Annotated in this window: 23 protein-coding genes and 5 tRNA genes; 19 read left to right on the forward strand and 9 right to left on the reverse strand. The window is 56.1% G+C overall.

Annotation, left to right across the window (positions count from 1 at the left end; all coding sequences use genetic code 11):
- Nucleotides 1–97 precede the first annotated feature (97 nt).
- The 19 genes from mltB (at nucleotide 98) to KW829_RS14110 (ending at nucleotide 14708) form a co-directional block, all read left to right on the forward strand.
- A complete protein-coding gene (gene mltB / locus KW829_RS14020) occupies nucleotides 98–1198 on the forward strand; it encodes a lytic murein transglycosylase B (RefSeq protein ID WP_174340992.1) in 1101 nt (366 codons plus the stop codon).
- Between the two features lie 313 nt (nucleotides 1199–1511).
- Entirely contained in the window at nucleotides 1512–2165 is a 654-nt protein-coding gene (locus tag KW829_RS14025) for a metal ABC transporter ATP-binding protein (RefSeq protein WP_218308441.1), read from the forward strand.
- Nucleotides 2162–3022 carry a metal ABC transporter permease gene (locus KW829_RS14030; RefSeq protein ID WP_010434409.1) on the forward strand — a complete coding sequence of 287 codons (861 nt, stop codon included), beginning with the start codon at nucleotides 2162–2164 and terminating at the stop codon, nucleotides 3020–3022. Before KW829_RS14025 ends, KW829_RS14030 begins: the two co-directional genes overlap by 4 nt.
- 14 nt (nucleotides 3023–3036) lie before the next feature.
- Nucleotides 3037–3915: a metal ABC transporter substrate-binding protein gene (locus KW829_RS14035; RefSeq protein WP_108416416.1), complete on the forward strand. Its 879-nt coding sequence runs from the start codon at nucleotides 3037–3039 to the stop codon at nucleotides 3913–3915.
- Between the two features lie 129 nt (nucleotides 3916–4044).
- A complete protein-coding gene (pncC, locus tag KW829_RS14040) occupies nucleotides 4045–4542 on the forward strand; it encodes a nicotinamide-nucleotide amidase (protein ID WP_042713547.1) in 498 nt (165 codons plus the stop codon).
- A gap of 89 nt (nucleotides 4543–4631) precedes the next feature.
- Nucleotides 4632–5690: a recombinase RecA gene (gene recA, locus KW829_RS14045; RefSeq protein WP_028014189.1), complete on the forward strand. Its 1059-nt coding sequence runs from the start codon at nucleotides 4632–4634 to the stop codon at nucleotides 5688–5690.
- Between the two features lie 68 nt (nucleotides 5691–5758).
- A complete protein-coding gene (gene recX, locus KW829_RS14050) occupies nucleotides 5759–6259 on the forward strand; it encodes a recombination regulator RecX (protein WP_218308442.1) in 501 nt (166 codons plus the stop codon).
- A gap of 131 nt (nucleotides 6260–6390) precedes the next feature.
- On the forward strand, nucleotides 6391–9018 hold the full coding sequence (gene alaS / locus KW829_RS14055) for an alanine--tRNA ligase (RefSeq protein ID WP_089601274.1): 2628 nt from the start codon (nucleotides 6391–6393) through the stop codon (nucleotides 9016–9018).
- A 241-nt stretch (nucleotides 9019–9259) separates the two neighbouring features.
- The gene (gene csrA, locus KW829_RS14060; RefSeq protein ID WP_000906486.1) at nucleotides 9260–9445 is read left to right on the forward strand and encodes a carbon storage regulator CsrA; all 186 of its coding nucleotides are present in this window, start codon (nucleotides 9260–9262) and stop codon (nucleotides 9443–9445) included.
- 342 nt (nucleotides 9446–9787) lie between these two features.
- A tRNA-Ser gene (locus KW829_RS14065) sits at nucleotides 9788–9880 on the forward strand.
- Between the two features lie 4 nt (nucleotides 9881–9884).
- Nucleotides 9885–9961: transfer RNA gene (locus KW829_RS14070), tRNA-Arg, on the forward strand.
- 64 nt (nucleotides 9962–10025) lie between these two features.
- A tRNA-Arg gene (locus KW829_RS14075) sits at nucleotides 10026–10102 on the forward strand.
- A gap of 29 nt (nucleotides 10103–10131) precedes the next feature.
- Nucleotides 10132–10208 (forward strand) — tRNA-Arg (locus KW829_RS14080).
- Nucleotides 10209–10273: 65 nt separating this feature from the next.
- Nucleotides 10274–10350, forward strand: a tRNA-Arg gene (locus KW829_RS14085).
- 249 nt (nucleotides 10351–10599) lie between these two features.
- Complete coding sequence (gene yqaB / locus KW829_RS14090; protein WP_089601276.1) at nucleotides 10600–11166, forward strand: fructose-1-phosphate/6-phosphogluconate phosphatase; 567 nt, start codon at nucleotides 10600–10602, stop codon at nucleotides 11164–11166.
- Nucleotides 11163–11591, forward strand: coding sequence for a YqaA family protein (locus KW829_RS14095; RefSeq protein WP_008499541.1), 429 nt, complete (start codon nucleotides 11163–11165; stop codon nucleotides 11589–11591). Before yqaB ends, KW829_RS14095 begins: the two co-directional genes overlap by 4 nt.
- 83 nt (nucleotides 11592–11674) lie before the next feature.
- Nucleotides 11675–13219, forward strand: a complete 1545-nt coding sequence (gshA, locus tag KW829_RS14100; protein WP_042716438.1) for a glutamate--cysteine ligase — start codon at nucleotides 11675–11677, stop codon at nucleotides 13217–13219.
- Nucleotides 13220–13373: 154 nt separating this feature from the next.
- Complete coding sequence (gene luxS, locus KW829_RS14105; RefSeq protein WP_010434381.1) at nucleotides 13374–13889, forward strand: S-ribosylhomocysteine lyase; 516 nt, start codon at nucleotides 13374–13376, stop codon at nucleotides 13887–13889.
- A gap of 54 nt (nucleotides 13890–13943) precedes the next feature.
- Nucleotides 13944–14708, forward strand: coding sequence for a helix-turn-helix transcriptional regulator (locus KW829_RS14110; protein WP_218308443.1), 765 nt, complete (start codon nucleotides 13944–13946; stop codon nucleotides 14706–14708).
- Here the strand turns inward: KW829_RS14110 and leuA are convergent.
- From leuA to nrdF, 9 genes are all read right to left on the reverse strand, one after another.
- Nucleotides 14695–16350 carry a 2-isopropylmalate synthase gene (gene leuA, locus KW829_RS14115; protein WP_218308444.1) on the reverse strand — a complete coding sequence of 552 codons (1656 nt, stop codon included), beginning with the start codon at nucleotides 16348–16350 and terminating at the stop codon, nucleotides 14695–14697. The genes KW829_RS14110 and leuA overlap by 14 nt on opposite strands.
- A gap of 197 nt (nucleotides 16351–16547) precedes the next feature.
- The gene (gene emrB / locus KW829_RS14120; RefSeq protein WP_089601284.1) at nucleotides 16548–18095 is read right to left on the reverse strand and encodes a multidrug efflux MFS transporter permease subunit EmrB; all 1548 of its coding nucleotides are present in this window, start codon (nucleotides 18093–18095) and stop codon (nucleotides 16548–16550) included.
- Between the two features lie 16 nt (nucleotides 18096–18111).
- Nucleotides 18112–19284 carry a multidrug efflux MFS transporter periplasmic adaptor subunit EmrA gene (emrA, locus tag KW829_RS14125; protein ID WP_042714077.1) on the reverse strand — a complete coding sequence of 391 codons (1173 nt, stop codon included), beginning with the start codon at nucleotides 19282–19284 and terminating at the stop codon, nucleotides 18112–18114.
- Nucleotides 19285–19412: 128 nt separating this feature from the next.
- A complete protein-coding gene (gene mprA / locus KW829_RS14130) occupies nucleotides 19413–19943 on the reverse strand; it encodes a transcriptional repressor MprA (RefSeq protein ID WP_089601288.1) in 531 nt (176 codons plus the stop codon).
- 314 nt (nucleotides 19944–20257) lie between these two features.
- Nucleotides 20258–21442, reverse strand: coding sequence for an MFS transporter (locus KW829_RS14135; RefSeq protein ID WP_089601290.1), 1185 nt, complete (start codon nucleotides 21440–21442; stop codon nucleotides 20258–20260).
- A 188-nt stretch (nucleotides 21443–21630) separates the two neighbouring features.
- The gene (gene proX / locus KW829_RS14140; RefSeq protein ID WP_218308445.1) at nucleotides 21631–22626 is read right to left on the reverse strand and encodes a glycine betaine/L-proline ABC transporter substrate-binding protein ProX; all 996 of its coding nucleotides are present in this window, start codon (nucleotides 22624–22626) and stop codon (nucleotides 21631–21633) included.
- Between the two features lie 9 nt (nucleotides 22627–22635).
- Nucleotides 22636–23706: a glycine betaine/L-proline ABC transporter permease ProW gene (gene proW / locus KW829_RS14145; RefSeq protein WP_089601292.1), complete on the reverse strand. Its 1071-nt coding sequence runs from the start codon at nucleotides 23704–23706 to the stop codon at nucleotides 22636–22638.
- Nucleotides 23699–24901: a glycine betaine/L-proline ABC transporter ATP-binding protein ProV gene (proV, locus tag KW829_RS14150; RefSeq protein WP_218308446.1), complete on the reverse strand. Its 1203-nt coding sequence runs from the start codon at nucleotides 24899–24901 to the stop codon at nucleotides 23699–23701. The genes proW and proV overlap by 8 nt, the downstream gene beginning before the upstream one ends.
- Before the next feature lie 333 nt (nucleotides 24902–25234).
- Nucleotides 25235–26194: a class 1b ribonucleoside-diphosphate reductase subunit beta gene (gene nrdF, locus KW829_RS14155; protein WP_182401275.1), complete on the reverse strand. Its 960-nt coding sequence runs from the start codon at nucleotides 26192–26194 to the stop codon at nucleotides 25235–25237.
- Nucleotides 26195–26198 lie beyond the last annotated feature (4 nt).

Consider the following 26198-nt stretch of genomic DNA (forward strand, 5'->3'; position numbering starts at 1 on the left):
CGCGGATTTGCGTTGGGGGAGTGCGTACCGCTTCCTTGAGGTGTTGCGGATGCTTTACCATACTGGGTTCTTATCGAACCCGTTAAATGGATGTCTCATGTTCAAGCGTCGTTATGCAGCGCTGTTGCCTGCGCTTATTCTGCTGTCTGCCTGTAGTAGCAAACCTAAGACCGAAGCCGTTCAGCAAACGGCGGGTGCGCCTTCCGGAGGATTCCTGCTGGAGCCGCAGCATAATATGATGCAGATGGGCGGCGACTTCGCCAATAACCCGGCGGCCGAACAGTTCATCGATAAAATGGTGAGCAAACACGGCTTTGACAGACAGCAGCTGCACGAAATTTTGTCGCAGGCCAAGCGTCTGGATTACGTGCTGCGCCTGATGGACCGCCAGGCACCGACGGCACAGGTGCCGACCGGGCCAAACGGCGCGTGGCTGCGCTATCGCAAACAGTTTATTACCCCGGACAACGTGCAAAACGGCGTGGTGTTCTGGAATCAGTATGAAGATGCGCTCAACCGCGCGTGGCAGGTGTACGGCGTACCGCCTGAAATCATCGTCGGGATTATCGGCGTGGAAACCCGCTGGGGCCGAGTGATGGGTAAAACCCGCATCCTGGACGCGCTGGCGACGCTCTCCTTTAACTACCCGCGTCGCGCGGAGTACTTCTCTTCCGAGTTGGAAACCTTCCTGCTGATGGCGCGCAGCGAACAGGACGACCCGCTGGATCTGAAAGGGTCGTTTGCCGGTGCGATGGGTTACGGTCAGTTTATGCCGTCTTCCTATAAGCAATATGCCGTCGACTTTAACGGTGATGGTCACATCAACCTGTGGGATCCGGTGGATGCCATCGGCAGCGTGGCGAACTACTTCAAAGCGCACGGCTGGACGCCGGGTGGGCAAGTTGCGGTGCAGGCAAACGGCGAGGCGTTTGGTCTGGAAAACGGCTTCAAAACTAAATACAGCGTTGCACAGCTGACGGCGGCAGGCTTAACGCCAACGCAGCCGCTGGGCAATGTCGAGCAGGTGAGCCTGCTGCGTCTGGACGTGGGAACCGGGTATCAGTACTGGTACGGCATGCCGAACTTCTACACCATTACCCGTTATAACCACAGTACCCACTACGCAATGGCGGTGTGGCAGCTGGGGCTGGCGGTGTCTCAGGCCCGCGTCCCGGCGGCGTCACCGTTTAGTCAGTAAGTTATTCTGACGGGTAGGCCGGGTAAGGCAACGTCGCCACCCGGCATGGCTGCATGCACGGTGCGGCCTGATACCCTCACCCTGACCCTCTCCCACGGGAGAGGGGAATTTTGCAGAAACATTTCGCCACACTCCCTTTTCAAACCCGCCATTTACATCTTAACCGCCTTTCATTATTGTTATGTTATAACATTTAATTTGGTGTCAAAATGTCAACGTCCCTTTTTTCTCTGTCTGCTCTGGTTCGGCTGTTGCTGGCGCTGGTGCTTGTTGTCTTTATCGGGCTGGCCGTGCGCTGGGCGGTGGCATTGCCATGATCGTGATGAACGAACTGGTCGCGGGCTATGACCGCCAGCCCGTTACGCATCCTCTTTCGGGGGGGATCGAACGGGGGAGCATGACCGCCATTATCGGCGCTAACGGCTGCGGGAAATCGACGCTGCTGAAAACGCTGGCGGGGTTTATTCCTCCAGTCAGCGGCGGCTTCCGCTGGCAGGGTAAGCGCCCGGTAATCGGCTGGCTGGCACAGCGTCACGCGCTGGAGGCACAGTTTCCGCTGACCGTACAGGACGTGGTAAGCATGGGCTGCTGGCCGCGCATATCGCTTTTTACCGGTTTTCGTCGCGAGACGCGGTTGCGGATTGCCAGCGCGCTTGAGCGCGTCGGGCTGGGATCCATGGCGTTATCCACCATCGATGAACTCTCCGGCGGACAGTTTCAGCGCATGCTGTTTGCACGCGTCCTGGTGCAGCAGGCGCCGCTGGTGATGCTGGATGAGCCCTTTACCGGGGTCGATGAAGCCACCTGCAACGTGCTGATGGACCTGATGCTGGAGATGTATATGCAGGGGCAAACGCTGCTCGCGGTTTTACACGACAGCGAGCGCGTGTCGCGCCACTTCCCGCAAACCTTACGGCTGGATGCTGACGTTCCCCAGTGGAAAACCGAACGGGTGAGGGTGGCATGATCTGGCATACATTTTTCCAGCCGTTTATCGAATACGGGTTTATGCGCCGCGCGCTGGTGGTTTGCCTGGCGCTCTCCGTCAGTACCACCGCGCTCGGCGTGTTTCTTCAACTGCGTCGGATGAGCCTGATGGGGGATGCGCTTTCTCACGCCATTTTGCCGGGTGTCGCCGTGGGGTATTTGCTCAGCGGAATGTCGCTGCTGGCGATGAGTATTGGCGGTTTTATCGCGGGAATTACCGTGGCGCTGGTGGCCGGTCTGGTCAGCCGCCGCACGCCGCTCAAAGAAGATGCCAGCTTTGCCGGTTTCTATCTTGGGTCGCTGGCGCTGGGCGTCACGCTGGTCTCGCTGCGCGGCTCGAACGTCGATCTACTGCATCTGCTGTTTGGCTCCATTCTTGCGGTTGACAACGACGCCGCGCTGTTCGTCACCGGCGTATGCATCGTCACGCTTATCACGCTGGCGATTTTCTATCGCGGGCTGGTGACAGAGGCCTTTGATACCGCCTGGCTGCAGGTGAATGCTCGCGGGTTACCTGGCTTATTGCATGGACTGTTTCTGGCGCTGCTGGTGCTTAATCTGGTGGCCGGATTTCAGGTGCTTGGCACGCTGATGGCCGTCGGGCTGATGATGCTCCCCGCGGTGGCAGCACGCTGCTGGGTACGCACGTTACCCGGGTTGTTATTGATGGCGGGCATCAGCGGTATTTTCTGTGCGTGGCTCGGGCTCAGCCTTTCCTGGGCGGCGAGTTTGCCTGCAGGGCCATCCATCGTGCTCACCGCCAGCGCGCTGTTCTTTATCTCTGTTTTATTTGGTACGCGCAGCAGGCTGGCTGGCAGCCTGCGGGCGCTTTTTTAACGCAAGGGGAAATGATGAAACGTACAGGGTTAGCTGTGGCGCTCGCGCTGGGGATGATGTCGCACGGTGTGATGGCGAAAACGCTCAACGTGGTGACCAGTTTTTCAATATTGGGTGACATGACTCAGGAAGTGGGAGGAGACCACGTGAAAGTGACGACGCTGGTAGGGCCGGACGGCGACCCGCATACCTTCGAACCGTCACCGAAAGACAGCGCGGCGCTGAATAAGGCCGATGTGGTTGTGGTCAACGGCCTGGGGCTGGAGGGCTGGCTCGACCGGCTGGTGAAGGCCTCAGGATTTAAAGGCCAACTGGTGGTGGCGTCGACCGGGGTGAAAACCCACACGCTTGAGGAAGAGGGCAAAACCGTGACCGATCCGCACGCATGGAACAGCGCGGCGAACGGGGCGCTGTATGCACAAAATATTCTGGACGGGCTGGTGAAAGCTGACCCGGAAGATAAAGCTGCGCTGGAAGCTTCCGGAAAACCCTATATCGCACAGCTTAACCAGCTGGACAGCTGGACCAAAACACGTTTCAGCGCGATCCCGAAGGATAAGCGCAAGGTGCTGACCAGCCATGATGCGTTCGGCTATTTCAGCCGCGCCTACGGCGTAACGTTTATGGCCCCGCAGGGGCTGTCGTCAGAGAGCGAGGCCAGTGCGGCGCAGGTGGCTGAGATCATTAATCAGATTAAAGCCGACGGCGTAAAAACCTGGTTTATGGAAAACCAGCTTGACCCGCGACTGGTGAAACAGATTGCCAGCGCCACGGGTGCGCAGCCGGGCGGCGAACTCTACCCGGAAGCGCTGTCGTCAAAAGGCGGCGTAGCAGACACCTACGTTAAGGCGTTTCGTCACAATGTCGATACGATTGCGAACAGCATGAAATAACATGCCCAGAGCCGGTGCGCCTGCATCGGCTTTTTTCTGAAGCTCCCTCGTAAAACCGCAAGCGCATCCCCATATCTAACGAGAAAGTGCTATCTTGTGCAGCACGTTTTTCCGAAGCCTGGAGCGAGAATGACTGACCATGAATTGATGCAGCTTAGCGAAGTGGTAGGGTTGGCGCTTAAACAGCGTGGTGCGACCCTCACAACGGCAGAGTCCTGTACTGGCGGTTGGGTTGCCAAAGTGATTACCGACATTGCCGGGAGTTCCGCCTGGTTTGAACGCGGTTTTGTGACCTACAGTAACGAAGCTAAAGCACAGATGATTGGCGTGCGTGAATCGACGCTCGAACAGCATGGCGCGGTGAGCGAACCGGTGGTGATTGAGATGGCCATTGGCGCGCTGAAAGAGGCGCGGGCAGATTACGCGATTTCCATTAGCGGCATTGCGGGCCCGGATGGCGGCAGCGACGTGAAGCCTGTCGGCACAGTCTGGTTTGGTTTTGCCACCGCCAAAGGCGAGGGGATCACCCGCCGGGAGTGCTTCAGCGGCGACCGCGAAAGCGTACGTCGGCAGGCAACGGAATACGCATTGAAAACGCTCTGGCAACAATTTCTACAAAATACTTGATACTGTATGACTATACAGTATAATTGCACCAACAGAACAGAAATCCACGGTGAAGCGCAGTCGCTTCTCCCGGCATGACAGGAGTAATAATGGCTATCGACGAGAACAAACAGAAAGCGTTGGCGGCAGCACTGGGCCAGATCGAAAAGCAATTCGGTAAAGGCTCCATCATGCGCCTGGGTGAAGACCGTTCCATGGACGTGGAAACTATCTCCACCGGTTCGCTTTCTCTGGATATCGCACTGGGCGCTGGCGGTTTGCCGATGGGCCGTATCGTAGAAATCTACGGACCGGAATCCTCGGGTAAAACCACCCTGACCCTGCAGGTTGTTGCAGCGGCGCAGCGCGAAGGTAAAACCTGTGCGTTTATCGATGCTGAGCACGCGCTGGACCCTGTCTATGCCCGTAAATTGGGTGTTGATATCGACAACCTGCTGTGTTCCCAGCCGGATACCGGCGAGCAGGCACTGGAAATTTGTGACGCGCTGGCGCGTTCTGGTGCGGTTGACGTGATCATCGTAGACTCCGTTGCGGCACTGACGCCAAAAGCGGAAATCGAAGGTGAAATCGGTGACTCTCACATGGGCCTCGCGGCACGTATGATGAGCCAGGCGATGCGTAAGCTGGCCGGTAACCTGAAGCAGTCCAACACGCTGCTGATCTTCATCAACCAGATCCGTATGAAAATTGGTGTGATGTTCGGTAACCCGGAAACTACTACCGGTGGTAACGCCCTGAAATTCTACGCCTCTGTCCGTCTGGATATCCGCCGTATCGGCGCGGTGAAAGAGGGCGAGAACGTGGTCGGTAGCGAAACCCGCGTGAAGGTTGTGAAGAACAAAATCGCCGCGCCGTTTAAACAGGCTGAGTTCCAGATCCTCTACGGCGAAGGCATCAACTTCCTCGGCGAGCTGGTTGACCTGGGCGTGAAAGAAAAGCTGATTGAAAAAGCGGGCGCATGGTACAGCTACAACGGTGACAAGATTGGTCAGGGTAAAGCGAATGCTATCTCCTGGCTGAAAGAGAACCCGGCTGCAGCGAAAGAGATTGAGAAGAAGGTGCGTGAGCTTCTGCTGAATAACCAGGACTCCAAACCTGATTTCGTGGTGGACGCCGCGGATGCTGAAGAAACCAACGAAGACTTTTAAGTCTCTCGTGTAAAGATGAAGGGCTGCTGATGCGGCCCTTTTTGCATTTCTGAATCTGCAGGTTTTTTATGAGTGAATCCACATCACGTCGACCCGCGTATGCACGCTTACTGGACCGCGCGGTGCGCATCCTTGCCGTGCGTGACCACAGCGAACAAGAGTTACGGCGAAAACTGTCTGCACCCGTGATGAGCAAAAATGGGCCGGAAGACATTGATGCCACAGCAGAAGATTACGACCGCGTGATCGCCTGGTGCTATGAGCATCACTATCTTGACGACGAGCGCTTTGCTTCCCGCTTTCTCGCCAGCCGTGGCCGCAAAGGATACGGGCCCGCGCGCATTCGGCAGGAGCTTAACCAGAAAGGGGTTGCCCGTGAATCGATTGAAAAAGCGATGCGCGAATGCGATACCGACTGGTGCGAATTGGCAAAAGAACAGGCGATTCGGAAATACGGCGAACCGCTGCCGCGTGAATATTCAGAAAAAGTCAAAATCCAACGCTTTTTGCTCTACCGCGGCTTTCTGATGGAAGATATTCAGGATATCTGGCGTAATTTTGCCGATTGAACGCATGCGGGATTTTACTTCCCACCCAAGAAAACTTATCTTATTCCCACTTTTTCCAGTAGCTGGTCTGTCCAACGGTTTACCGATACAGACCTGCTGCGACATTTCGTTAGCTTGATTTCAGGATAATTATGAGCAAGAGCACCGCTGAGATCCGTCAGGCGTTTCTCGACTTTTTCCATAGTAAGGGACACCAGGTTGTTGCCAGCAGCTCCCTGGTACCGAACAATGATCCGACTCTGCTGTTTACCAACGCCGGGATGAACCAGTTCAAGGATGTTTTCCTTGGTCTCGACAAGCGTAATTATTCCCGCGCCACAACCTCACAGCGTTGCGTGCGTGCGGGCGGTAAACACAACGACCTGGAAAACGTCGGTTACACCGCGCGTCACCATACTTTCTTCGAAATGCTGGGTAACTTCAGCTTCGGCGACTACTTCAAACACGATGCTATCCAGTACGCATGGGAACTGCTGACCGGTGAAAACTGGTTCAACCTGCCGAAAGAGCGTCTGTGGGTTACCGTTTACGAAACCGATGACGAAGCGTTCGAAATCTGGGAAAAAGAAGTCGGTATCCCGCGCGAACGTATTATTCGCATCGGCGATAATAAAGGCGCACCTTATGCGTCTGACAACTTCTGGCAGATGGGTGATACCGGTCCTTGCGGTCCGTGCACCGAGATCTTCTACGATCACGGCGACCACATCTGGGGCGGCCCTCCGGGAAGCGCTGAAGAAGATGGCGACCGCTACATTGAGATCTGGAACATCGTCTTCATGCAGTTCAACCGACAGGCTGACGGTACCATGGAGCCGCTGCCGAAGCCGTCCGTTGATACCGGTATGGGTCTGGAACGTATTGCCGCAGTGCTGCAGCACGTTAACTCCAACTATGACATCGACCTGTTCAGCACGCTGATCAAGTCCGTCGCAGAAGTGACCGGTGCGACCGACCTCAGCAACAAATCGCTGCGCGTTATCGCAGACCACATTCGTTCCTGCGCATTCCTGATTGCCGATGGCGTTATCCCGTCGAATGAAAACCGTGGCTACGTGCTGCGTCGTATCATTCGTCGTGCCATCCGTCACGGCAACATGCTGGGCGCGAAGGACACCTTCTTCTATAAACTCGTTGGGCCACTGATTGGCGTGATGGGTGCTGCCGGTGATGAGCTGAAACGCCAGCAGGCGCAGGTCGAACAGGTACTGAAAACCGAAGAAGAGCAGTTTGCGCGTACGCTTGAGCGCGGTCTGGCGCTGCTGGACGAAGAGCTGGCGAAGCTTAAAGGCGACACGCTGGATGGCGAAACCGCTTTCCGCCTGTACGACACCTACGGCTTCCCGGTTGACCTGACGGCAGACGTCTGCCGCGAGCGCAACATCAAAGTTGACGAAGCGGGCTTCGAAGCCGCGATGGAAGAACAGCGCCGTCGTGCGCGTGAATCCAGCGGTTTCGGCGCAGACTATAACGCGATGATCCGCGTTGATGGTGCATCAGAATTCAAAGGCTATGAAGCACTGGAACTGACCGGCAAAGTGACCGCCCTGTTTGTTGACGGTAAAGCCGTGGACAGCATCAGCGCGGGTCAGGATGCGGTTGTCATTCTGGACAAAACGCCGTTCTACGCGGAATCCGGCGGCCAGGTTGGCGATAAGGGCGAACTGAAAGGCAACGGCTTTAGCTTCAGCGTCAGCGACACCCAGAAATACGGTCAGGCGATTGGTCACCAGGGCAAACTGGTTTCCGGTTCTCTGAAAGTGGGCGAGGGCGTACAGGCTAACGTTGATGAAGCACGCCGCGCGCGCATTCGTCTGAACCACTCTGCAACCCACCTGATGCACGCTGCCCTGCGCGACGTGCTGGGCACCCACGTTGCACAGAAAGGTTCTCTGGTTAACGACAAAGTGCTGCGTTTCGACTTCTCGCATTTTGAAGCGATGAAACCGTCTGAAATCCGCGCAGTGGAAGATCTGGTGAACGCGCAGATCCGTCGTAACCTGCCAATCGAGACCCACATCATGGAGCTCGAGGACGCGAAGAAAAAAGGTGCGATGGCGCTGTTTGGCGAGAAATATGACGACCGCGTTCGCGTGCTGAGCATGGGCGACTTCTCTACCGAGCTGTGTGGCGGTACGCACGCATCGCGCACCGGCGACATCGGCCTGTTCCGCATTGTTTCCGAATCAGGTACGGCGGCAGGTGTGCGTCGTATTGAAGCGGTGACCGGTGAAGGCGCAATCGCCAGCCTGCATGCGCAGAGCGATCAGCTGCACGACATCGCGCAGCTACTGAAAGGCGATAGCCAGAACCTGGGCGAGAAAGTGCGTGTTGCGCTGGATCGCACGCGTCAGCTGGAAAAAGAGCTGCAGCAGCTGAAAGAGCAGGCTGCGGCGCAGGAGAGTGCAAACCTCTCCAGCAAGGCTGTAGACATTAAGGGCGTCAAACTGCTGGTCAGCGATCTGGCTGGCGTTGAGCCTAAGATGCTGCGCACTATGGTCGACGATCTCAAGAACCAGCTTGGTTCTACCGTTATCGTGCTGGCGACAGTGGCAGAAGGTAAGGTTTCTCTGATTGCGGGCGTCTCTAAGGATGTGACCGACCGCGTCAAAGCAGGGGAACTGATTGGTATGGTCGCCCAGCAGGTGGGTGGCAAAGGTGGCGGTCGTCCGGACATGGCGCAAGCCGGTGGTACGGATGCGGCGGCACTTCCTGCGGCATTGGCCAGCGTTGAAAGCTGGGTAAGCGCGAAACTGTAATAACTACAAAGCACAAGCAGACGCCATAGCGGTAACGTTATGGCGTCTTGTTCACTGCGCTATCGATAACGATAAAGTCAGGTTGAGTTTGTGTATATCGGCTAAACTTACGTTTAACAGAATGTGATGCCGTGACTGCTTACACTTTACGTGTTTGTCATCGCTTACTTTTTGGCGTTATATGATGGATAATGCCGGGATACAAGAGACCCGACTCTTTTAATCTTTCAAGGAGCAAAGAATGCTGATTCTGACTCGTCGAGTTGGTGAGACCCTCATGATTGGGGATGAGGTCACCGTGACAGTTTTAGGGGTAAAGGGTAACCAGGTACGTATTGGTGTTAACGCTCCTAAAGAAGTATCTGTCCACCGTGAAGAGATCTACCAGCGTATCCAGGCTGAAAAATCCCAGCAGTCCAGTTACTGATATTGTCGCGTCTCGCTGTCGGGCGAGACGCAACCCTCCTGCCATTTTTCCTGCATAAAGTTACCGTTCTATTTCAATCGCTCTGTTTTTAACCACTCCCTCACTCTTATCTCGTCCTGACTGCGTGTTTCTCACAAGAGTTTTCTGTGAAGATGTCTGCAAAATCCGCTTATAAAACACCCTCTTTGCGGCTTTTACATGCGAATTGCGTGCGATTTGTGCAAACGATAAAAGGTTGTGGAAAATTGTTTGACTTATAAGTCCCAGAAAGTAATATATGCGCCACGCAGCGACGAGAAGCTCTTAACGAGTTACTCGAAGCACTCGAAAGAGGCGTTGTGTGGTGAGGTGGCCGAGAGGCTGAAGGCGCTCCCCTGCTAAGGGAGTATGCGGTCAAAAGCTGCATCCGGGGTTCGAATCCCCGCCTCACCGCCATTTTGCATCCGTAGCTCAGCTGGATAGAGTACTCGGCTACGAACCGAGCGGTCGGAGGTTCGAATCCTCCCGGATGCACCATCTATTACTTCATATTGCTTTAGAAGTGATATGAATATCGAGCAGTACAGTAGTAAATCCCGATGCATCCGTAGCTCAGCTGGATAGAGTACTCGGCTACGAACCGAGCGGTCGGAGGTTCGAATCCTCCCGGATGCACCATTTACTATTTCTGAAAGCAGTTCCCTGATGCATCCGTAGCTCAGCTGGATAGAGTACTCGGCTACGAACCGAGCGGTCGGAGGTTCGAATCCTCCCGGATGCACCATCTTTTACTTTGTGTTGCTTTTGAAGTGATACCGAGTATCAGCAGTAACAGTAGTAAATCCCGATGCATCCGTAGCTCAGCTGGATAGAGTACTCGGCTACGAACCGAGCGGTCGGAGGTTCGAATCCTCCCGGATGCACCATATTCTCCGAGATAATAGCCACGCTGTTGTTTCAAGGTCTGCGAGTTAATCGCAAGCACCAGGGAGGATAACGTTGCTTCAGCAACAGCCCGCAGGGCGAGGCGCAGCCGAGTAATCCTCCCGGATGCACCATCTTCTCCTTCTTTGTTTATTCCTTCGACGTTCCGTCAGCTATCACACTCTCAATCAGCGACAAAAACCACCATTTACGATAAAGTAATGCTTTGTTAATCGGTTAGCGAGAGCACGATGTACGCACAGTATGACGGTTTGATCTTCGATATGGATGGCACTCTCCTGGATACCGAACCTACGCATCGTAAAGCCTGGACTGACGTTCTGGGCCGCTACGGTATGCGTTTCGACCTTCAGGCGATGATTGCCCTCAACGGATCCCCCACCTGGCGTATTGCGCAGGCCGTGATTGAACTGAATCAGGCCGATCTCGACCCGCACCTGCTCGCACGTGAAAAAACCGATGCGGTAAAAGCCATGCTTTTAGATACCGTACGCCCTCTGCCGCTGATTGACGTGGTAAAAGAGTGGCACGGGCACCGCCCGATGTCGGTAGGAACAGGCAGCGAAAGTGCGATTGCTGAAGCATTACTCAACCATCTTGGCCTTCGCCACTATTTTTCTGCCGTAGTTGCCGCCGATCATGTTAAACATCACAAGCCCGCACCGGACACCTTCCTGCTCTGTGCAGAGTTAATGGGCGTCCCAGCGGCAAAATGCGTTGTGTTTGAAGATGCCGATTTCGGTATCCAGGCCGCGCGTGATGCCGGAATGGACGCGGTGGATGTGCGCTTACTGTGAGTGACGCGCTGTCACTCGCCTCATTATTCGCCAGCAGTTTTTTAAGCGCCACGCTGTTACCGGGAAATTCGGAAGTGGTACTGGTGGCGATGCTGTTGTCCGGCGTGAGTCAGCCCTGGTTGCTCGTATTAATAGCAACAATGGGTAATAGCCTTGGGGGGCTGACTAACGTTATTCTTGGGCGTTTCTTTCCGCTGCGCGAAAAGTCGCGCTGGCAGGAAAAGGCAGTCGGCTGGCTAAAACGCTATGGCGCTGCCACGCTGTTATTAAGCTGGATGCCTGTAATAGGCGATTTACTGTGTCTGCTGGCGGGATGGATGCGCATCTCCTGGGGACCGGTGCTCTTTTTTTTGTGCCTTGGCAAGGCGTTGCGCTATGTTCTCGTGGCGTGGGCAACACTACAGGGTATGACGTGGTGGCACTAATTGGTGGAATGAATACGCGACCTTCAATCGTCAACCATTACAATTATGCTGAGTAACATTACTTTGACAGGCGGGAGGTCAATTTGATCCCGGACGTATCTCAGGCGCTGGCCTGGCTGGAAAACCACCCTCAGGCTCTGAAGGGTATTCAGCGTGGTCTTGAGCGTGAAACGCTGCGCGTTAACGCGGATGGTAGCTTAGCGACGACGGGTCACCCGAAGGCGTTAGGCTCGGCGCTGACACATAAATGGATCACAACCGATTTTGCTGAGGCGCTGCTGGAGTTCATCACGCCGGTGGAAGGTGATGTTGATCATATGCTTTCCATTTTGCGTGACATTCATCGCTTTACTGCCCGCAACATGGGCGATGAGCGCATGTGGCCGCTCAGCATGCCGTGCTATATCGAGCAGGGGCAGGAGATTGAACTGGCACAATACGGCACGTCCAATATCGGTCAACTGAAGACGCTTTATCGCGAAGGGTTGAAAAACCGTTACGGCGCGTTGATGCAGACGATTTCAGGCGTGCATTACAACTTCTCACTGCCAATGGCGTTCTGGCAGGCTAAATGCGGCGAAACCGATAAAGACGCGATCTCAGCGGGCTACTTCCGCCTGATCCGCAACTATTATCGTTTTGGCTGGATCATTCCGTATCTGTTTGGTGCTTCTCCGGCGATCTGTTCTTCCTTCCTGCAGGGAAAACCGACCACGCTGCCATTCGAGAAAACCGAGTGCGGGATGTATTACCTGCCGTACGCGACCTCTCTGCGCCTGAGCGACCTTGGCTATACCAATAAATCGCAAAGCAATCTCGGTATTACGTTTAACGATTTGCACGAGTATGTGGCAGGATTGAAGCGGGCGATCAAAACCCCGTCCGAAGAGTACGAGAAAATCGGCCTCGAAAAAGACGGCAAACGCCTGCAAATCAACAGTAATGTGCTGCAGATTGAAAACGAGCTGTATGCGCCGATTCGTCCAAAACGCGTTACCCGCAGCGGTGAAACGCCGTCGGACGCGCTGCAGCGCGGCGGGATTGAATACATTGAAGTACGCTCGCTGGATATCAACCCGTTCTCGCCGATTGGCGTCGACGAGCAGCAGGTTCGCTTCCTCGATCTGTTTATGGTCTGGTGCGTGCTGGCGGATGCGCCGGAAATGAGTTCAGACGAACTGCTTTGTACCCGCACCAACTGGAATCGCGTGATTCTGGAAGGGCGCAAGCCTGGCCTGACGTTAGGCATCGGCTGTGAAACGGCACAGTTCCCGCTCGCTAAGGTGGGTAAAGATCTGTTCCACGACCTGAAGCGCGTGGCCCAGACGATGGACAGCGTATACGGTGGTGAAGCGTATCAGGCCGTTTGCGACCAGCTGGTTGAAAGCTTTGATAATCCTGAACTGACGTTCTCAGCACGCATTCTGCGTTCTATGATTGATCAGGGCATTGGCGGCACGGGGCGTTCACTCTCAGCGGAGTACCGTGAGATGCTGATGCAGGAGCCGTTAGAAGTGCTGAGCGAAGCGGATTTTGTGGCGGAACGCGATGCGTCCGTTGTGCGTCAGAAAGAGGTCGAGGCGGCGGATACCGAGTCGTTTGAGGCGTTTCTGGCGAAGCAGGCTTGAGCTGAAAAAGAAAAAGGCCACATCGCTGTGGCCAAAATATACATCTCTGAATTCAGGGATGATGATAACAAATGCGCGTCTTTCATATACTCAGACGCGCATTCTGTAGAAGAGTTCAGTTTATTTTAAAAAAAATCACTATCGGAGGTGACGTATGCCGTTATTAGATAGCTTTACTGTCGACCATACCCGTATGGAAGCACCTGCAGTCCGCGTGGCGAAGACCATGCACACCCCGCACGGCGACACGATCACCGTTTTCGATCTGCGTTTCTGCGTGCCAAATAAAGAAGTGATGCCAGAGAAAGGCATTCACACGCTGGAGCACCTGTTCGCCGGTTTCATGCGCGACCACCTGAACGGCAACGGCGTTGAGATCATCGATATCTCTCCGATGGGCTGCCGTACCGGTTTCTACATGAGCCTGATTGGTGTGCCTGACGAGACGCGCGTTGCAGATGCGTGGAAAGCGGCGATGGAAGACGTGCTGAAGGTGAAAGAGCAGAACCAGATCCCTGAGCTGAACGTTTACCAGTGCGGGACTTACCAGATGCACTCTCTGGAAGAAGCGCAGGAAATCGCGCGCCACATCATCGAACGCGACGTTCGCGTGAACAGCAACGACGAGCTGGCCCTGCCAAAAGAAAAACTGCAGGAACTGCACATCTAGTGCACCTTTTCCCTCTCCCTCAGGGAGAGGGTAGGGTGAGGGTGGTTTAACCTCATGACCACAACCGCAACCTTCTCCTTTACCCATCGCCCCCTCGTTCCGTTTGCCCATGATTACGTTCACGGCGACAGCGAGCCGTGGCACCAGCACGACTGCGCTCAGCTGTTGCACAGCCTGACTGGCGTGGTGCGGGTCGATACCGCATCCGGCTGCTGGGTGGTGCCGCCCGGTCGCGGCGTCTGGCTCCCTGCGGGGACACAGCACTCTCTTCGAATCACCGGCAATGTCGCAGCCCGCACGCTGTTTATCGATCCGCTGGCGCGCGCCGATCTCCCGGCCACCTGCCAGATCGTGCAGATCACGCCGCTGTTGCGCGAGCTGATCCTCGTCTCCCTTGCTTTACCTGAATCGTACTCACCCGGCAGCCGGGATGAACGTGTCTATGAGCTGATCCTCGATGAAATCCGCATGATGCCGGCATTGCCGTTTTATCTGCCGGAGCCGGAAAGTGAGGCATTACGCCATCTGTGTCTGCAAATCCGGCAAAAAGCAGGGGAAAGCTGGAGCAGCGTGCAGGCCGCGAGCATGGTAGGGATGAGCGAGCGTACCCTGAACCGCCATTTTCAGCAGCAGACAGGATTAAGCTACGGTGAGTGGTTGAGAAGGGCGCGCCTGCTGGAAGCCTTAGTGCGGCTGGCGCAGGGCCAGCCGGTGCTGCGTGTGGCGCTGGATCTGGGTTATGGCAGTCACAGCGCCTTTACGGCGATGTTCCGCCGGGTGATGGGAACTTCACCCAGCGATTACTTTAAGAACGACTGACGGCGTTGAACAGCGCCTGAAGCGACGCGCGCGCCACGTCGCTGTCAATGCCCACGCCCCAGCGGCTGCTGCCGTCCTGGAACAGGCAGCGGATGTAGGCCACCGAGCGGCTGTCGCTGCGTTCGCCTAACGTATGCTCGTGGTAATCCTTAATCACGAACAGGGCGTTGACCCAGCGGCTTAAGCCCTGAGCGGCGGCAGAAAGCAGACCGTTACCCTGACCCTCAAGCTGGCGCGTTCCTCCCTGCGTATAGATGCTTGCCGTTAAGTGCAGCTGGCCGTCCTGCTGGCTGTCGCTGCGGTAGGATTGCAGCGCATACTGCGGTGTCGCTATCAGGCCGTAGCGGGTGCGGAACAGCTGCCACAGCGCATTTTGCGTCATCTCTTTCCCGTGGCGATCGGTTTCCTGCTGCACGTGCTGGCTGAAATCCTGCTGCAGGGCGCGGGGTAATTTCAGGCCATGGTTCTGTTCGATGAGCCACGCGCTGCCGCTTTTGCCCGACTGGCTGTTCACGCGGATCACCGCTTCATAGGTACAGCCGATATCCTGCGGATCGACGGGCAGATAGGGCATCTCCCAGCGCTCGCCAGGCTGACGGGCATCAAAGCCTTTTTTGATCGCGTCCTGGTGCGAGCCGGAGAACGCGGTATAGGCCAGCCGTCCCGCCCACGGATGGCGCGGGTGCACAGGCAGCTGGTTACAGGCTTCCACCACTTCCACTACCCGGTTCATGTCGCTAAAGTCCAGATTCGGGCTAACGCCCTGGCTGTAGAGATTCATCGCCAGCGTCACCAGGCAGACGTTGCCCGTGCGCTCGCCGTTGCCAAACAGGCAGCCCTCCACGCGGTCTGCGCCTGCCATCATGGCCAGCTCCGCGCTGGCGACGCCGGTGCCGCGGTCGTTATGCGGATGCACGCTGATGCAGACATCGCGGCGGCGGCTGAAGTGGCGGCAGAAATACTCGATCTGATCGGCGTAGACGTTCGGGGTGCTCACTTCGACGGTTGCGGGTAAATTAATCACCATTGGCCGCGCATCGCACGGCTGCCAGATCTCCGCCACCGCTTCACAAATCTCCAGCGCAAACGCTGGTTCGGTAAAGCAGAAGGTCTCCGGGGAGTACTCGTACTGCCAGCGGGTATCCGGGTTCTCTTCACACAGCTGACGAATAAGGCGCGTGGCGCGCGTTGCCAGCTCGACGACTTGCGCTTTCTCCATGCCGAACACCAGGCGGCGGAACAGCGGGGCGGTGGCGTTATACAGATGGACGGTGGCCTGTTTCGCACCGCGCAGGGATTCAAAAGTGCGACGGATGAGATCTTCCCGCGCCTGGGTTAACACCTGAATCGTGACGTCATCCGGAATGCGGTTTTCTTCAATCAGCTGACGCACAAAATTAAAGTCGGTCTGGGAGGCGGACGGGAAGGCCACCTCAATCTCTTTGAATCCGCAGCCCAGCAGCAGGTTCCAGAACTGCAGCTTGCGTGCGCTGTCCATCGGCTCGGCAAGCGCCTGGTTGCCGTCGCGTAAGTCGGTTGAGAGCCAGCGCGGCGCGTGGGTGATGCGTTGCTCCGGCCAGCGGCGGTCGGGCAGGGAAAGCGTGGGATAAGGTTGGTACTTGTCGGCGGGTGTGTTCAGCATGATGCGCTCCTGTTGTCTTTTCACTATCGTGAATCGATTTCAGGCGCGCTGCTTTATCGAAACTGACAATTGCTGTCGCGTACTGGACAGCCGGGGCGGTTGCCCGGTGGCGCTACGCTTACCGGGCCTACGAATGATGGCCCGGTTATCGTAGGCCGGGTAAGGCGTAGCCGCCACCCGGCATCCTGCGCACAAGACTAGTGCGCGCCGCCGCCGCCGCTACCGGCGCCAAACGGGGGTTTAGCAAACCACACCAGCCCCAGCAGGACGATAAAGATCCCCGCCGATATCCAGAAAATCTCGTTTGCGGAGATAATCAGCCCCTGGTTGGTGATCTGCTGAGCAATCCAGCCGGACGCCTGTTGCTCCGTCATCCCCATTCCCTCCAGCTGGCTATACATCTGCTGAGCATTCGGGTTGAACGGGTTCACCGCTTCGGTCAACTGCGCATGGTGCAATGATTCCCGGTTGGTCCACAGCGTCGTGGTGATCGACGTCCCGATGGAGCCCGCCAGCGTTCGGGTAAAGTTCGACAGGCTCGACGCCGCCGCCATGCGCTCAGGCGGTAAGCCGGAAAGCGTAATGGTGGTCAGTGGCATAAAGAAGCACGCCACGGCAAAGCCCTGAATAAATTGCGGCCACGCGGACGCGCCAAAGTCCATTCCCGGTTCGAACGTATACGCGCGCCAGTAGAAGCAGACGGCGTACATGATGAAGCTGAACGTGACCAGCCTGCGCATGTCGAGCTTATGGGCGAAACGACCAATAATCGGCGACAGCAGAACCGGTATTAACCCCACAGGCGCAGAGGCCAGCCCCGCCCAGGTCGCAGTATAGCCATATACCTCCTGCAATAGCTGCGGCAGCAGAACGATCGCGCCGAAGTAGAGCATATAGGCGAGGCTGATACACAGACAGCCGATGGTGAAGTTTCGCGACTTAAACAGCGACAGGTCAACTATCGGGTTGTCGTCCGTCAGTTCCCACACAATCAGGAAGCTGATAGCGACCACGGCAACGACCGTGAGGACGATGATTTCCGACGAGGCAAACCAGTCCAGCTCTTTACCCCGGTCGAGCATGATCTGCAGGCTACCAATGCCGACGACCAGCAACGCCAGCCCCACGCCATCAATTCGCCGCTGCTCGGTACGCGTTTCGCGACCGCGCAGAGACTGCAGGGTCATCAACACGACCAGCGCACCAATCGGTACGTTGATAAAGAAGATCCAGCCCCAGTGGTAGTTATCGCTGATGTAGCCACCGAGAATCGGTCCGCAAATCGGCGCGACAATTACGGTCATTGACCACAGCGCCAGCGCAATGGAGCGTTTGGCGGGCGGGTAGTTGTTCAGCAGTAAACTCTGCGACAGCGGAATCAACGGCCCTGCCACAATCCCCTGAATGACGCGGAAGAAAATCAGCATCGTCAGGCTGTTGGACATGCCGCACGCCCAGGAGGCGAGAACGAACAATACCGTTGACCACAGGAACAGCTTCACTTCACCGACGCGCTTCGCCAGCCAGCCGGTGATGGGAATGGAGATGGCGTTTGCCACCCCGAACGAGGTAATGACCCAGGTTCCCTGGCTCAGCGATGAGCCAAGGTTCCCGGCGATAGTAGGGATCGCCACGTTTGCGATGGTGGAGTCCAGCACCTGCATGAATGTCGCCAGAGACAGCGCAATGGTCATAATGACCAGTTGCGCGCCTTCCAGCGGTTTTTGCGGCTTTTGCTGTTGCATAACGCTCACCTTCGGATTAACCGGCGTTTGCCTTCACGATGTCATCGATCAGCTTGTTGACCGGATCGAGGCTAATTTCACGGGCGTTACTTTCATAAGCCGGGCTGCTGCGCACCTGGCTTGCGAGGATCTGACCGTCGCGGTTGGCGGTGTCGACCGTCACCAGCGTGGAAAGACCGATACGCAGCGGGTGATCCGCCAGCTGTTTGGCATCCAGCTCGATACGCACTGGCAGACGCTGCACCACTTTGATCCAGTTACCGGTGGCGTTCTGCGCAGGCAGCAGGGAGAAGGCGCTGCCGGTCCCCATGTCCAGACCGACCACTTTACCGGTGTACTTCACGTCATCGCCGTAGATGTCACTGATAACGGTTGCGGTCTGGCCGATACGCATATGCGCAAGCTGCGTCTCTTTGAAGTTCGCATCCACCCACAGATTGTTCGCGGGAACGACCGCCATCAGTGGCGTCGTGGTGCCAATCTGCGCGCCTGGCTGCACGGAACGACGGGAGACGTAGCCGGTCATCGGGCTGACGATTTTGGTACGCTGCAGGGCAAGCCATGCGTTACGCACTTCGGTCGCCGCCTGCTTAACGGCTGGCTGGTTTTCCAGACTGGTGCCCAGCACCATCGCCTGGTTGGCGTTGTACTGTTGGATCGCCACGTCCAGCTGAGCCTGCGCGCTGGCAACGGCGTCGCGGGCGTGCTGCAGCTCTTCACGGCCAATCAGGTTGGCGGTGCCGAGAGGAACACGACGATTGAGGTCGCTCTGCGCCTGCGCCAGTGCGGTTTTCTGCACGTCGATGCTGGCCTGAAGCTGTTTGCTGTTGATCATCAGTTGGCGAGTTTGACGGACGCTGGAGGCCAGCTCTGTCTGTGCTTTTTCGAATGCCTGTTGGGCGTCGGTCGGATCGAGCGTGACCAGCACATCCCCTTTTTGCACAAAGTCGGTATTGTCAGCCCAGACTTTCGTCACGCTGCCCGACACCTGCGCCATAATTTGAACCTGGTTCCCTGCCACGTATGCATCGTCAGTCTCTTCAGCATGACGCAATACTAAAAACCAATAGATCCCATATGCCACGGCAATAATAATAAAGAGCAAGGTCAACAGAAGAAGGGCGCTCTTACGTTTGCCTTTCTTGTTGGCCGGTTGCTGCGGGTTGGTATTCTCCGCATTTGCGCTCATTGTTGTTCTCCACGATCTTCTTATTTTCACATCGGCTGAGCCGACCTGTTGTCAGAAAGGCCAGCAGTTTGACGTGCTGGCCTGTCAGTTTTCTTTTTTAAATCAGGATATTCGAGCGTGTCGTCGCGTTAGCGCAGCGCCTCAAGGATGGCGCCGTCTTCATCCATCTGGTCCAGACGGGTGAGCAGCTTGCGAGTGATGTGCTCAAGCTGGTCTCGCTCGGCGGTGCTGAGGACAGACCAGAGTTTGTGCAGGCAATTGTGCTGAGGTGGCAGCACCTCACGCAGGAATTCGTGACCTTTATCGGTCAGTTGCAGATGCAGACAGCGGCGGTCGTTGTCGCTTTCACGGCGCTCAATCCAGCCGCGTTTTTCCAGTTCATCAGCGATACGGGTCGCATTGGTGCGGGATGAACCCAGCGCGCAGCTCAGCTCAGACGGTTGAATGCTGTGGTTTTCCTGAGACTGCAGCGTAATTAACGCCATAAACAACGTCTCGTTAATCCCTTGAGCTTTCAGCATTTTATTACGATTTTCCAGCAACTTACCCTGCATGTGCATGCACAGGCGAGTCAGCAGGATTTCCTGATAAGGGAAGTCCTCATGACGACTGGCGCGGAATTTAAGCATTTGTTCAATGGGCGTAAACGAACTATCCATTTTGGGCATAACCTCATTAATTACAGCCGATATAGTAACGACAGTGACAAATAATGTAAATGAATTATTTGTGCGGTTATATCCGCCAAACGTATGTCACCATCAGAAAGCGCCGGGTAAGTCCGTGACCCGGTGAGCACAGAAAGCGTAGGGTATGAACCCGTTGAAGAGGGGAGGTGAGGATGGGGGTCTGAGCTATTCATGCGTATACTAAATATGTCACCCACATTAAAATTTCTGGAATAAATAATTGCGTTAACATTAACAGATGCAGGCCCCCTTTACACCCCAGGAGGCCTAAAGCAGTGTAAATCTTAGTGAATTGCTTCCTGGCGGTGATAGCCACGCCACCAGACCAGCAGATTCAGCACCGCCATGATGGCGCCGATGGCGCACACGCCTGTCCAGCCCGCATGCTGCCATGCGGAAGCAGAAATCAACGAACCTGCAGCACCACCGATAAAGTAGCTGGTCATGTACCCGGCCGTGAGGCGGTTTCGCGCTTCTGGCTTCACGCGGTAAATGACGGTCTGGTTGGTGATATGCACGCCCTGGACGGTCAGGTCGAGCACCAGAATACCGACGATCAGCGCCAGCACGGAGACGTGCCCATACCAGATAGCCGCCCAGGAGAGCAGAAGTAAAACCAGCCCGGCAGTCGTGGTCATGTGCGATTTGCCTTTGTCAGCCAGCCCACCCGCCGGTCGTGCGCCCAGCGCGCCTGCCGCACCGGCCAGACCAAACAGACCAATCACCCCTTCGGAATAGTTAAACGGCGGTGCGGCCAGCAGAAAGGCCATCGACGTCCAGAGAATGCTGAAGTTGGCGAAGGTGAAACACCCCAGCAGAGCGCGGGTGCGTAGCAGTTTATCCTGCGTGAACAGGCTGAACACGGAGGCCAGAAGCTGAGGGTAGTTAAGATGGTTCTCTTGCTTCACTTTCGGCAGCCCGCGCCACAGCGCCAGTGCCATCACTACCATCAACACGCTCGCCACCCAGTAAACTGTGCGCCAGCCGCCGAGGCTAGCCAGCAGCCCGGCGACGGTTCGCGCCAGTAAAATCCCCAGCAGCAGGCCGCTCATGATGGTGCCTACCACTTTGCCACGCTTTTCCGGTGAAGCGAGCGTTGCCGCCAGCGGCACCAGAATTTGCGCCACCACGGAAAACAGTCCCGTCAGGGCGGTACCGATAATCATCATCGTCAGCGACTGGCTGCTGGCGGTGATCAACATCCCACCGGCCGCCAGCAGGGTCATGGAGACGATCAGCATCCGGCGTTCAAACATATCGCCGAGCGGCACCAGGAACAGCAGTCCGGCGGCATAGCCAAGCTGGGCGGCAGTGACGATAAAGCCTGCGGAGCTGGCTGAGAGATTGAACGCGCGGGCGATGGTGTCGAGAAGAGGCTGCGCGTAGTAGTTGCTGGCGACTGCCAGACCCGTTGCCACGGACATTAAAAGGATGAGTGCGGGGCTAAGCCCCTGAGTTGTTTTTGTCATTAGTTTCAGGAATCGTTAGTTGAGTGATTATATTTCCGGAAACCATAATAACCAATGATGGTGAATGTTGGGGGATTGTTATGTGTGTGTTTGTGCGGTTTAACCCCTCACCCTAACCCTCTCCCGAAGGGAGAGGGAACGCTAACACCCTCTCCCTTCGGGAGAGGGCTGGGGTGAGGGAAAATGTTTTACTTCTGCGCGTCAAGCGCCTCTTTCACCCAGCCGTCAAACTGCTGCTGGTGGGCTTTGATCCAACCGTCCACGTGGCCTTTCACATCCGCTTCAGACGATTTGCCCGCATGCATCATGGCGTTCTGGGCATTGATGTCCGCCAGCGGCAGCTTCATCACCGAGAACAGCTTCGCCGCCGCCGGGTTTTTCTCTGCCCAGGCTTTGTTGGCTACGATATGCATGGTGTTCACCGGGAAGCCGTAGTTCATGCCGTTCGGCAGTTTGGTATCTATGTCTTTCTGCTCGCCCGGCAGGGAGGAGAACGGCACCTGCAGCCACACCACGTCTTTACCCGGCTTCAGCACGTCGCTCACCCAGTACGGCGTCCAGGTGTAGTAGATCACCGGTTTACCCTCTTTGAAGCGGGCAATGGTGTCGGCCATCATCGCGGAGTAGTTGCCGTGGCTCACGTCGACAGTTTTCGCCAGATCGAAGGCTTTGTTCTGGTGGTTAATCACCGCTTCACAGCCCCAGCCCGGCGAGCAGCCCATCATGTCGGCTTTACCGTCACCGTTGGTATCGAATAGTGTGGCGATCTTCGGATCTTTCAGCTGTTCAATATTGGTGATGTGGTACTGATCGGCAGTTTTCTTGTCGATCAGATACCCTTGCGCTGCGCCCGTGACGAAGGTGCCTTCGCGGTAGAACTTCTTGTCACCACCGGCGGCGGCATACATGTCGTCGTGCAGCGGCTGCCAGTTCACCGCGGTAAAGGTGGCGTCACCGGAGGCAATCGAGGTGTAGCCCACGTTGTAATCCACTTCACTCGGCGTGTTGACCGTGTAGCCCAGCTTCTCCAGCGCGCGGCTGACGATCTGCGTCTGGAAGCTCTCTTCCGAAATGGTGCTCTGCACCGGCTGTACGGTAATGCCTTTGCCAGGCAGCTCAGCCGCAAACGTGCTGGTGGAGACAAGGGTGGCAAACGCTGTGGCAAAAAGGACGTTATGTCGCATCGTTGTTCCTTATTTTGACTTCGTGAAAGGGCGGGTGAGTAACCCGACGGGGCCGGTGGTATACCAGCGACGGTTGCCGCGACTGCGTGAATCACGACCGACGGCCTGAGTCAGGCGGTCAAGAATAATGGCGAGGATCACGATGCCGACGCCGCCGACGGTAGCCAGCCCCATGTCGAGACGGCCAATACCGCGCAGCACCATCTGGCCCAGTCCGCCAACGGCGATCATCGAGGCGATCACCACCATCGACAGGGCCAGCATCAGCGTCTGGTTAACGCCCGCCATGATGGTCGGCATCGCCAGCGGAAGCTGAACTTTGAACAGCATCTGACGCGGGCTGGCGCCGAAGGAACGTGAGGCTTCGATCAGATCCGCTGGCACCTGGTTAATCCCCAGAATGGTCAGACGGATAATCGGCGGCAGGGCGAAGATAATGGTCACCACTACCCCCGGCACGTTGCCGATGCCGAACAGCATCACGATCGGCACCAGATAGACGAACGCCGGCGTGGTCTGCATCGCATCCAGCAGCGGACGAATAATCTTCGCGGCCCGCGGGCTGCGCGCCAGCCAGATCCCCATCGGTAAGCCGATGACAACGCAGAAGAGCAGGGCGGTCAGCACCAGTGCCAGGGTAATCATTGCCTGCGACCACGCGCCAATCGCGCCAATGGCAATCAGCGAGATCAGCGTGGCGACCCCCATGCCCGCGCTACCGAACTGCCAGGCGATCAGGGAGAACAAGATAATCGCCACCGGTGCTGGCATGCCCAGCATCAGCTGCTGGAAGCCGTTCAGAATGTAATCCACCGGGACGCGGATCCCCTGGAAGACCGGACGGAAGTGGGTGACCACCCAGTCGATCCCCTCCGTAACCCAGCTGTCCAGCGGGATCAGCGTTTTGTGGAACGGATCCATAATGTTGAAGTGTTCTGGCGCAGGCGCGGGCGCGCTGTTCAGCCAGTCTGCCGCACCGCCGCCATCGGTCGGCGCTGGCGTGGAACCCCACGCGTCGGCAGATTGTGCAGCGCTGTCCGCTGCTTCAGTGGTACCCCACGGGTTAGATTGATCAGCCATTGTTTGCTCCCTCGCGATCTAAAGCCTGCAGCAGCATCCGTTTTGAGATGATGCCGACGTACTGTTGTTCCTCACTAACGACCGGTACGGCGCATGGCGCCTGACCCACGTGAGAGAGCAACTCGCTGAGCGGCGTTTCTGCGTCCACGGCGAGCGGAGCGTCAATTAACGCCGCATCGATCCCCTGGTTCTCAGTGAGAGCCGTTTTCAGGGAGTCGATGGAGACAACGCCGACAAATTTATTGCCGCGTTCAACCAGATAACCGTATTCACGGTCTTCATCCTGCAGCAGCTTCAGCGCCGAGCGCGGGCCGAAGCCTGGCGTTTTACGGATAATGCCGTTCGGAGTTCGACGGGCAATATCTTTGGCGCTAAACACCTGGCTAATATCCACGCCGCGGAAGAAGGTGCGGACATAATCATTCGCCGGATTATTGAGAATTTCATCCGGTGTTCCCACCTGCACGACTTCACCGTTTTGCATAATAGCAATACGGTCGCCAATACGCATGGCTTCATCGAGGTCGTGGGAAATAAAGACAATGGTACGTTGATGTTTAGCCTGTAATTTTACCAGCTCATCCTGCATCTCGGTGCGAATTAACGGATCGAGCGCCGAGAAGGCTTCATCCATTAATAATATGTCTGGATTAATGGCTAACGCGCGGGCTAATCCTACACGCTGACGCATACCGCCGGAAAGTTCATCCGGATACGCGTGGGCATAATTTTCCAGCCCGACCTGACGCAGTGCATCAAGGGCTTTTTCCTGCCGTTCCTGAGCGGGCGTACCGGCTAATTCCATGCCGAAGGCGGCATTATCCAGCACCGTCAAATGCGGCATCAGCGCGAATGACTGAAACACCATCGCAATCTTCTTTCTGCGCACCTCGCGAAGCTCTGCGTCTGATATTCTGGCGATATCCACGCCGTCAATCAGCACCTGCCCGCGGGTGGGTTCAATCAGGCGATTGAGAAGGCGAACCATAGTGGATTTACCCGAACCGGATAACCCCATGATGACAAAAATCTCGCCTTCTTCAATGGCCAGACTGGCGTTTTTAACGCCAAGCGATAGCCCGGTTTTTTCCAGAATTTGCTCTTTCGAAAGGCCTTTCTCAATATATTTGAATGCGCGCTGCGGATGCTCGCCAAATACTTTATAAAGATTTTTCACTTCTAATTTAATTGCCATGCAATAGAGAGTGTCCTGTTATTAGTTTATGTCGATATGATTACCATGGTAAATTGTTAACGGGCATAACCCTAACATACTGAGAATCTGAGACAACCCTGAGATGGCCTGAAGTCTTAATTTTGACGCAAGCGAAACGGCTGAATTTCCCATGGGTAAAGGGCTGAGGGCTTATTGAATTTTTCTCAATTTTTTGTTGCTGCATCGGGAAATTTCGCCTGAATCGGTATGATTCAGGCGAATATGACGTGGAAATTACAGTGTAGTGCCTGGTGAAATATTGGTATGGAAATAATGAGATTTATATTTAATTAATGAACGTTAATTCATACATTAAAAATCCCAGTCCTCATCTTCTGTCTCCACCGCTTTGCCCATCACGTAAGACGAGCCAGACCCGGAGAAGAAGTCGTGGTTTTCGTCGGCGTTAGGCGACAGCGCTGCCAGAATCGCCGGGTTCACCTCCGCCATTTCAGGCGGGAACAGCGCCTCGTAGCCCAGGTTCATCAGCGCTTTGTTGGCGTTGTAGCAGAGGAACGCCTTCACGTCGTCCTCCCAGCCCGTTCCTGCGTACAGCTCTTCGGTATAGCTCAACTCGTTGTCGTACAGATCCATCAGCAAATCGAGGGCAAAATCGTTGAGTTCCTCGCGTTTCTCCGGACTGACTTTCTCCAGTCCTTTCTGATATTTATAGCCGATGTAATACCCGTGCACCGCTTCATCACGAATGATGAGGCGGATCAGGTCGGCGGTGTTGGTGAGCTTGCCCCGGCTCGACCAGTACATCGGCAGCCAGAAGCCGGAATAGAAGAGGAAGGATTCCAGGAACACGCTGGCGATCTTCTTCTTCAGCGGCTCGTCGGCGCGGTAATACTCCAGCACCAGCTCCGCCTTGCGCTGCAGTGACGCGCTCTCTTCGCTCCAGGTATAGGCCGCGTCCACGTCTTTGGTCTGGCACAGGGTGGAGAAAATCGAGCTGTAGGAGCGGGCATGTACCGCTTCCATAAAGCTGATGTTCGACATCACCGCCTCCTCGTGCGGTGTCAGCGCGTCGCTCATTAGCGCTGGCGCACCGACGGTATTCTGAATGGTGTCCAGCAGCGTCAGGCCGGTAAAGACGCGGATCGTCAGCTGCTGCTCGGCGTGGCTCAGCGTTTGCCAGGCCGGAATATCGTTCGAAAGCGGCACCTTTTCCGGCAGCCAGAAGTTGCTGGTCAGGCGGTTCCATACCTCCAGGTCTTTATCGTCCTGGATTTTGTTCCAGTTAACGGCACTCACGCGTGACAGTTTCATCCTT

The organism is Enterobacter sp. ENT02 (genome assembly GCF_019219165.1).
Classification (GTDB): domain Bacteria; phylum Pseudomonadota; class Gammaproteobacteria; order Enterobacterales; family Enterobacteriaceae; genus Enterobacter; species Enterobacter mori.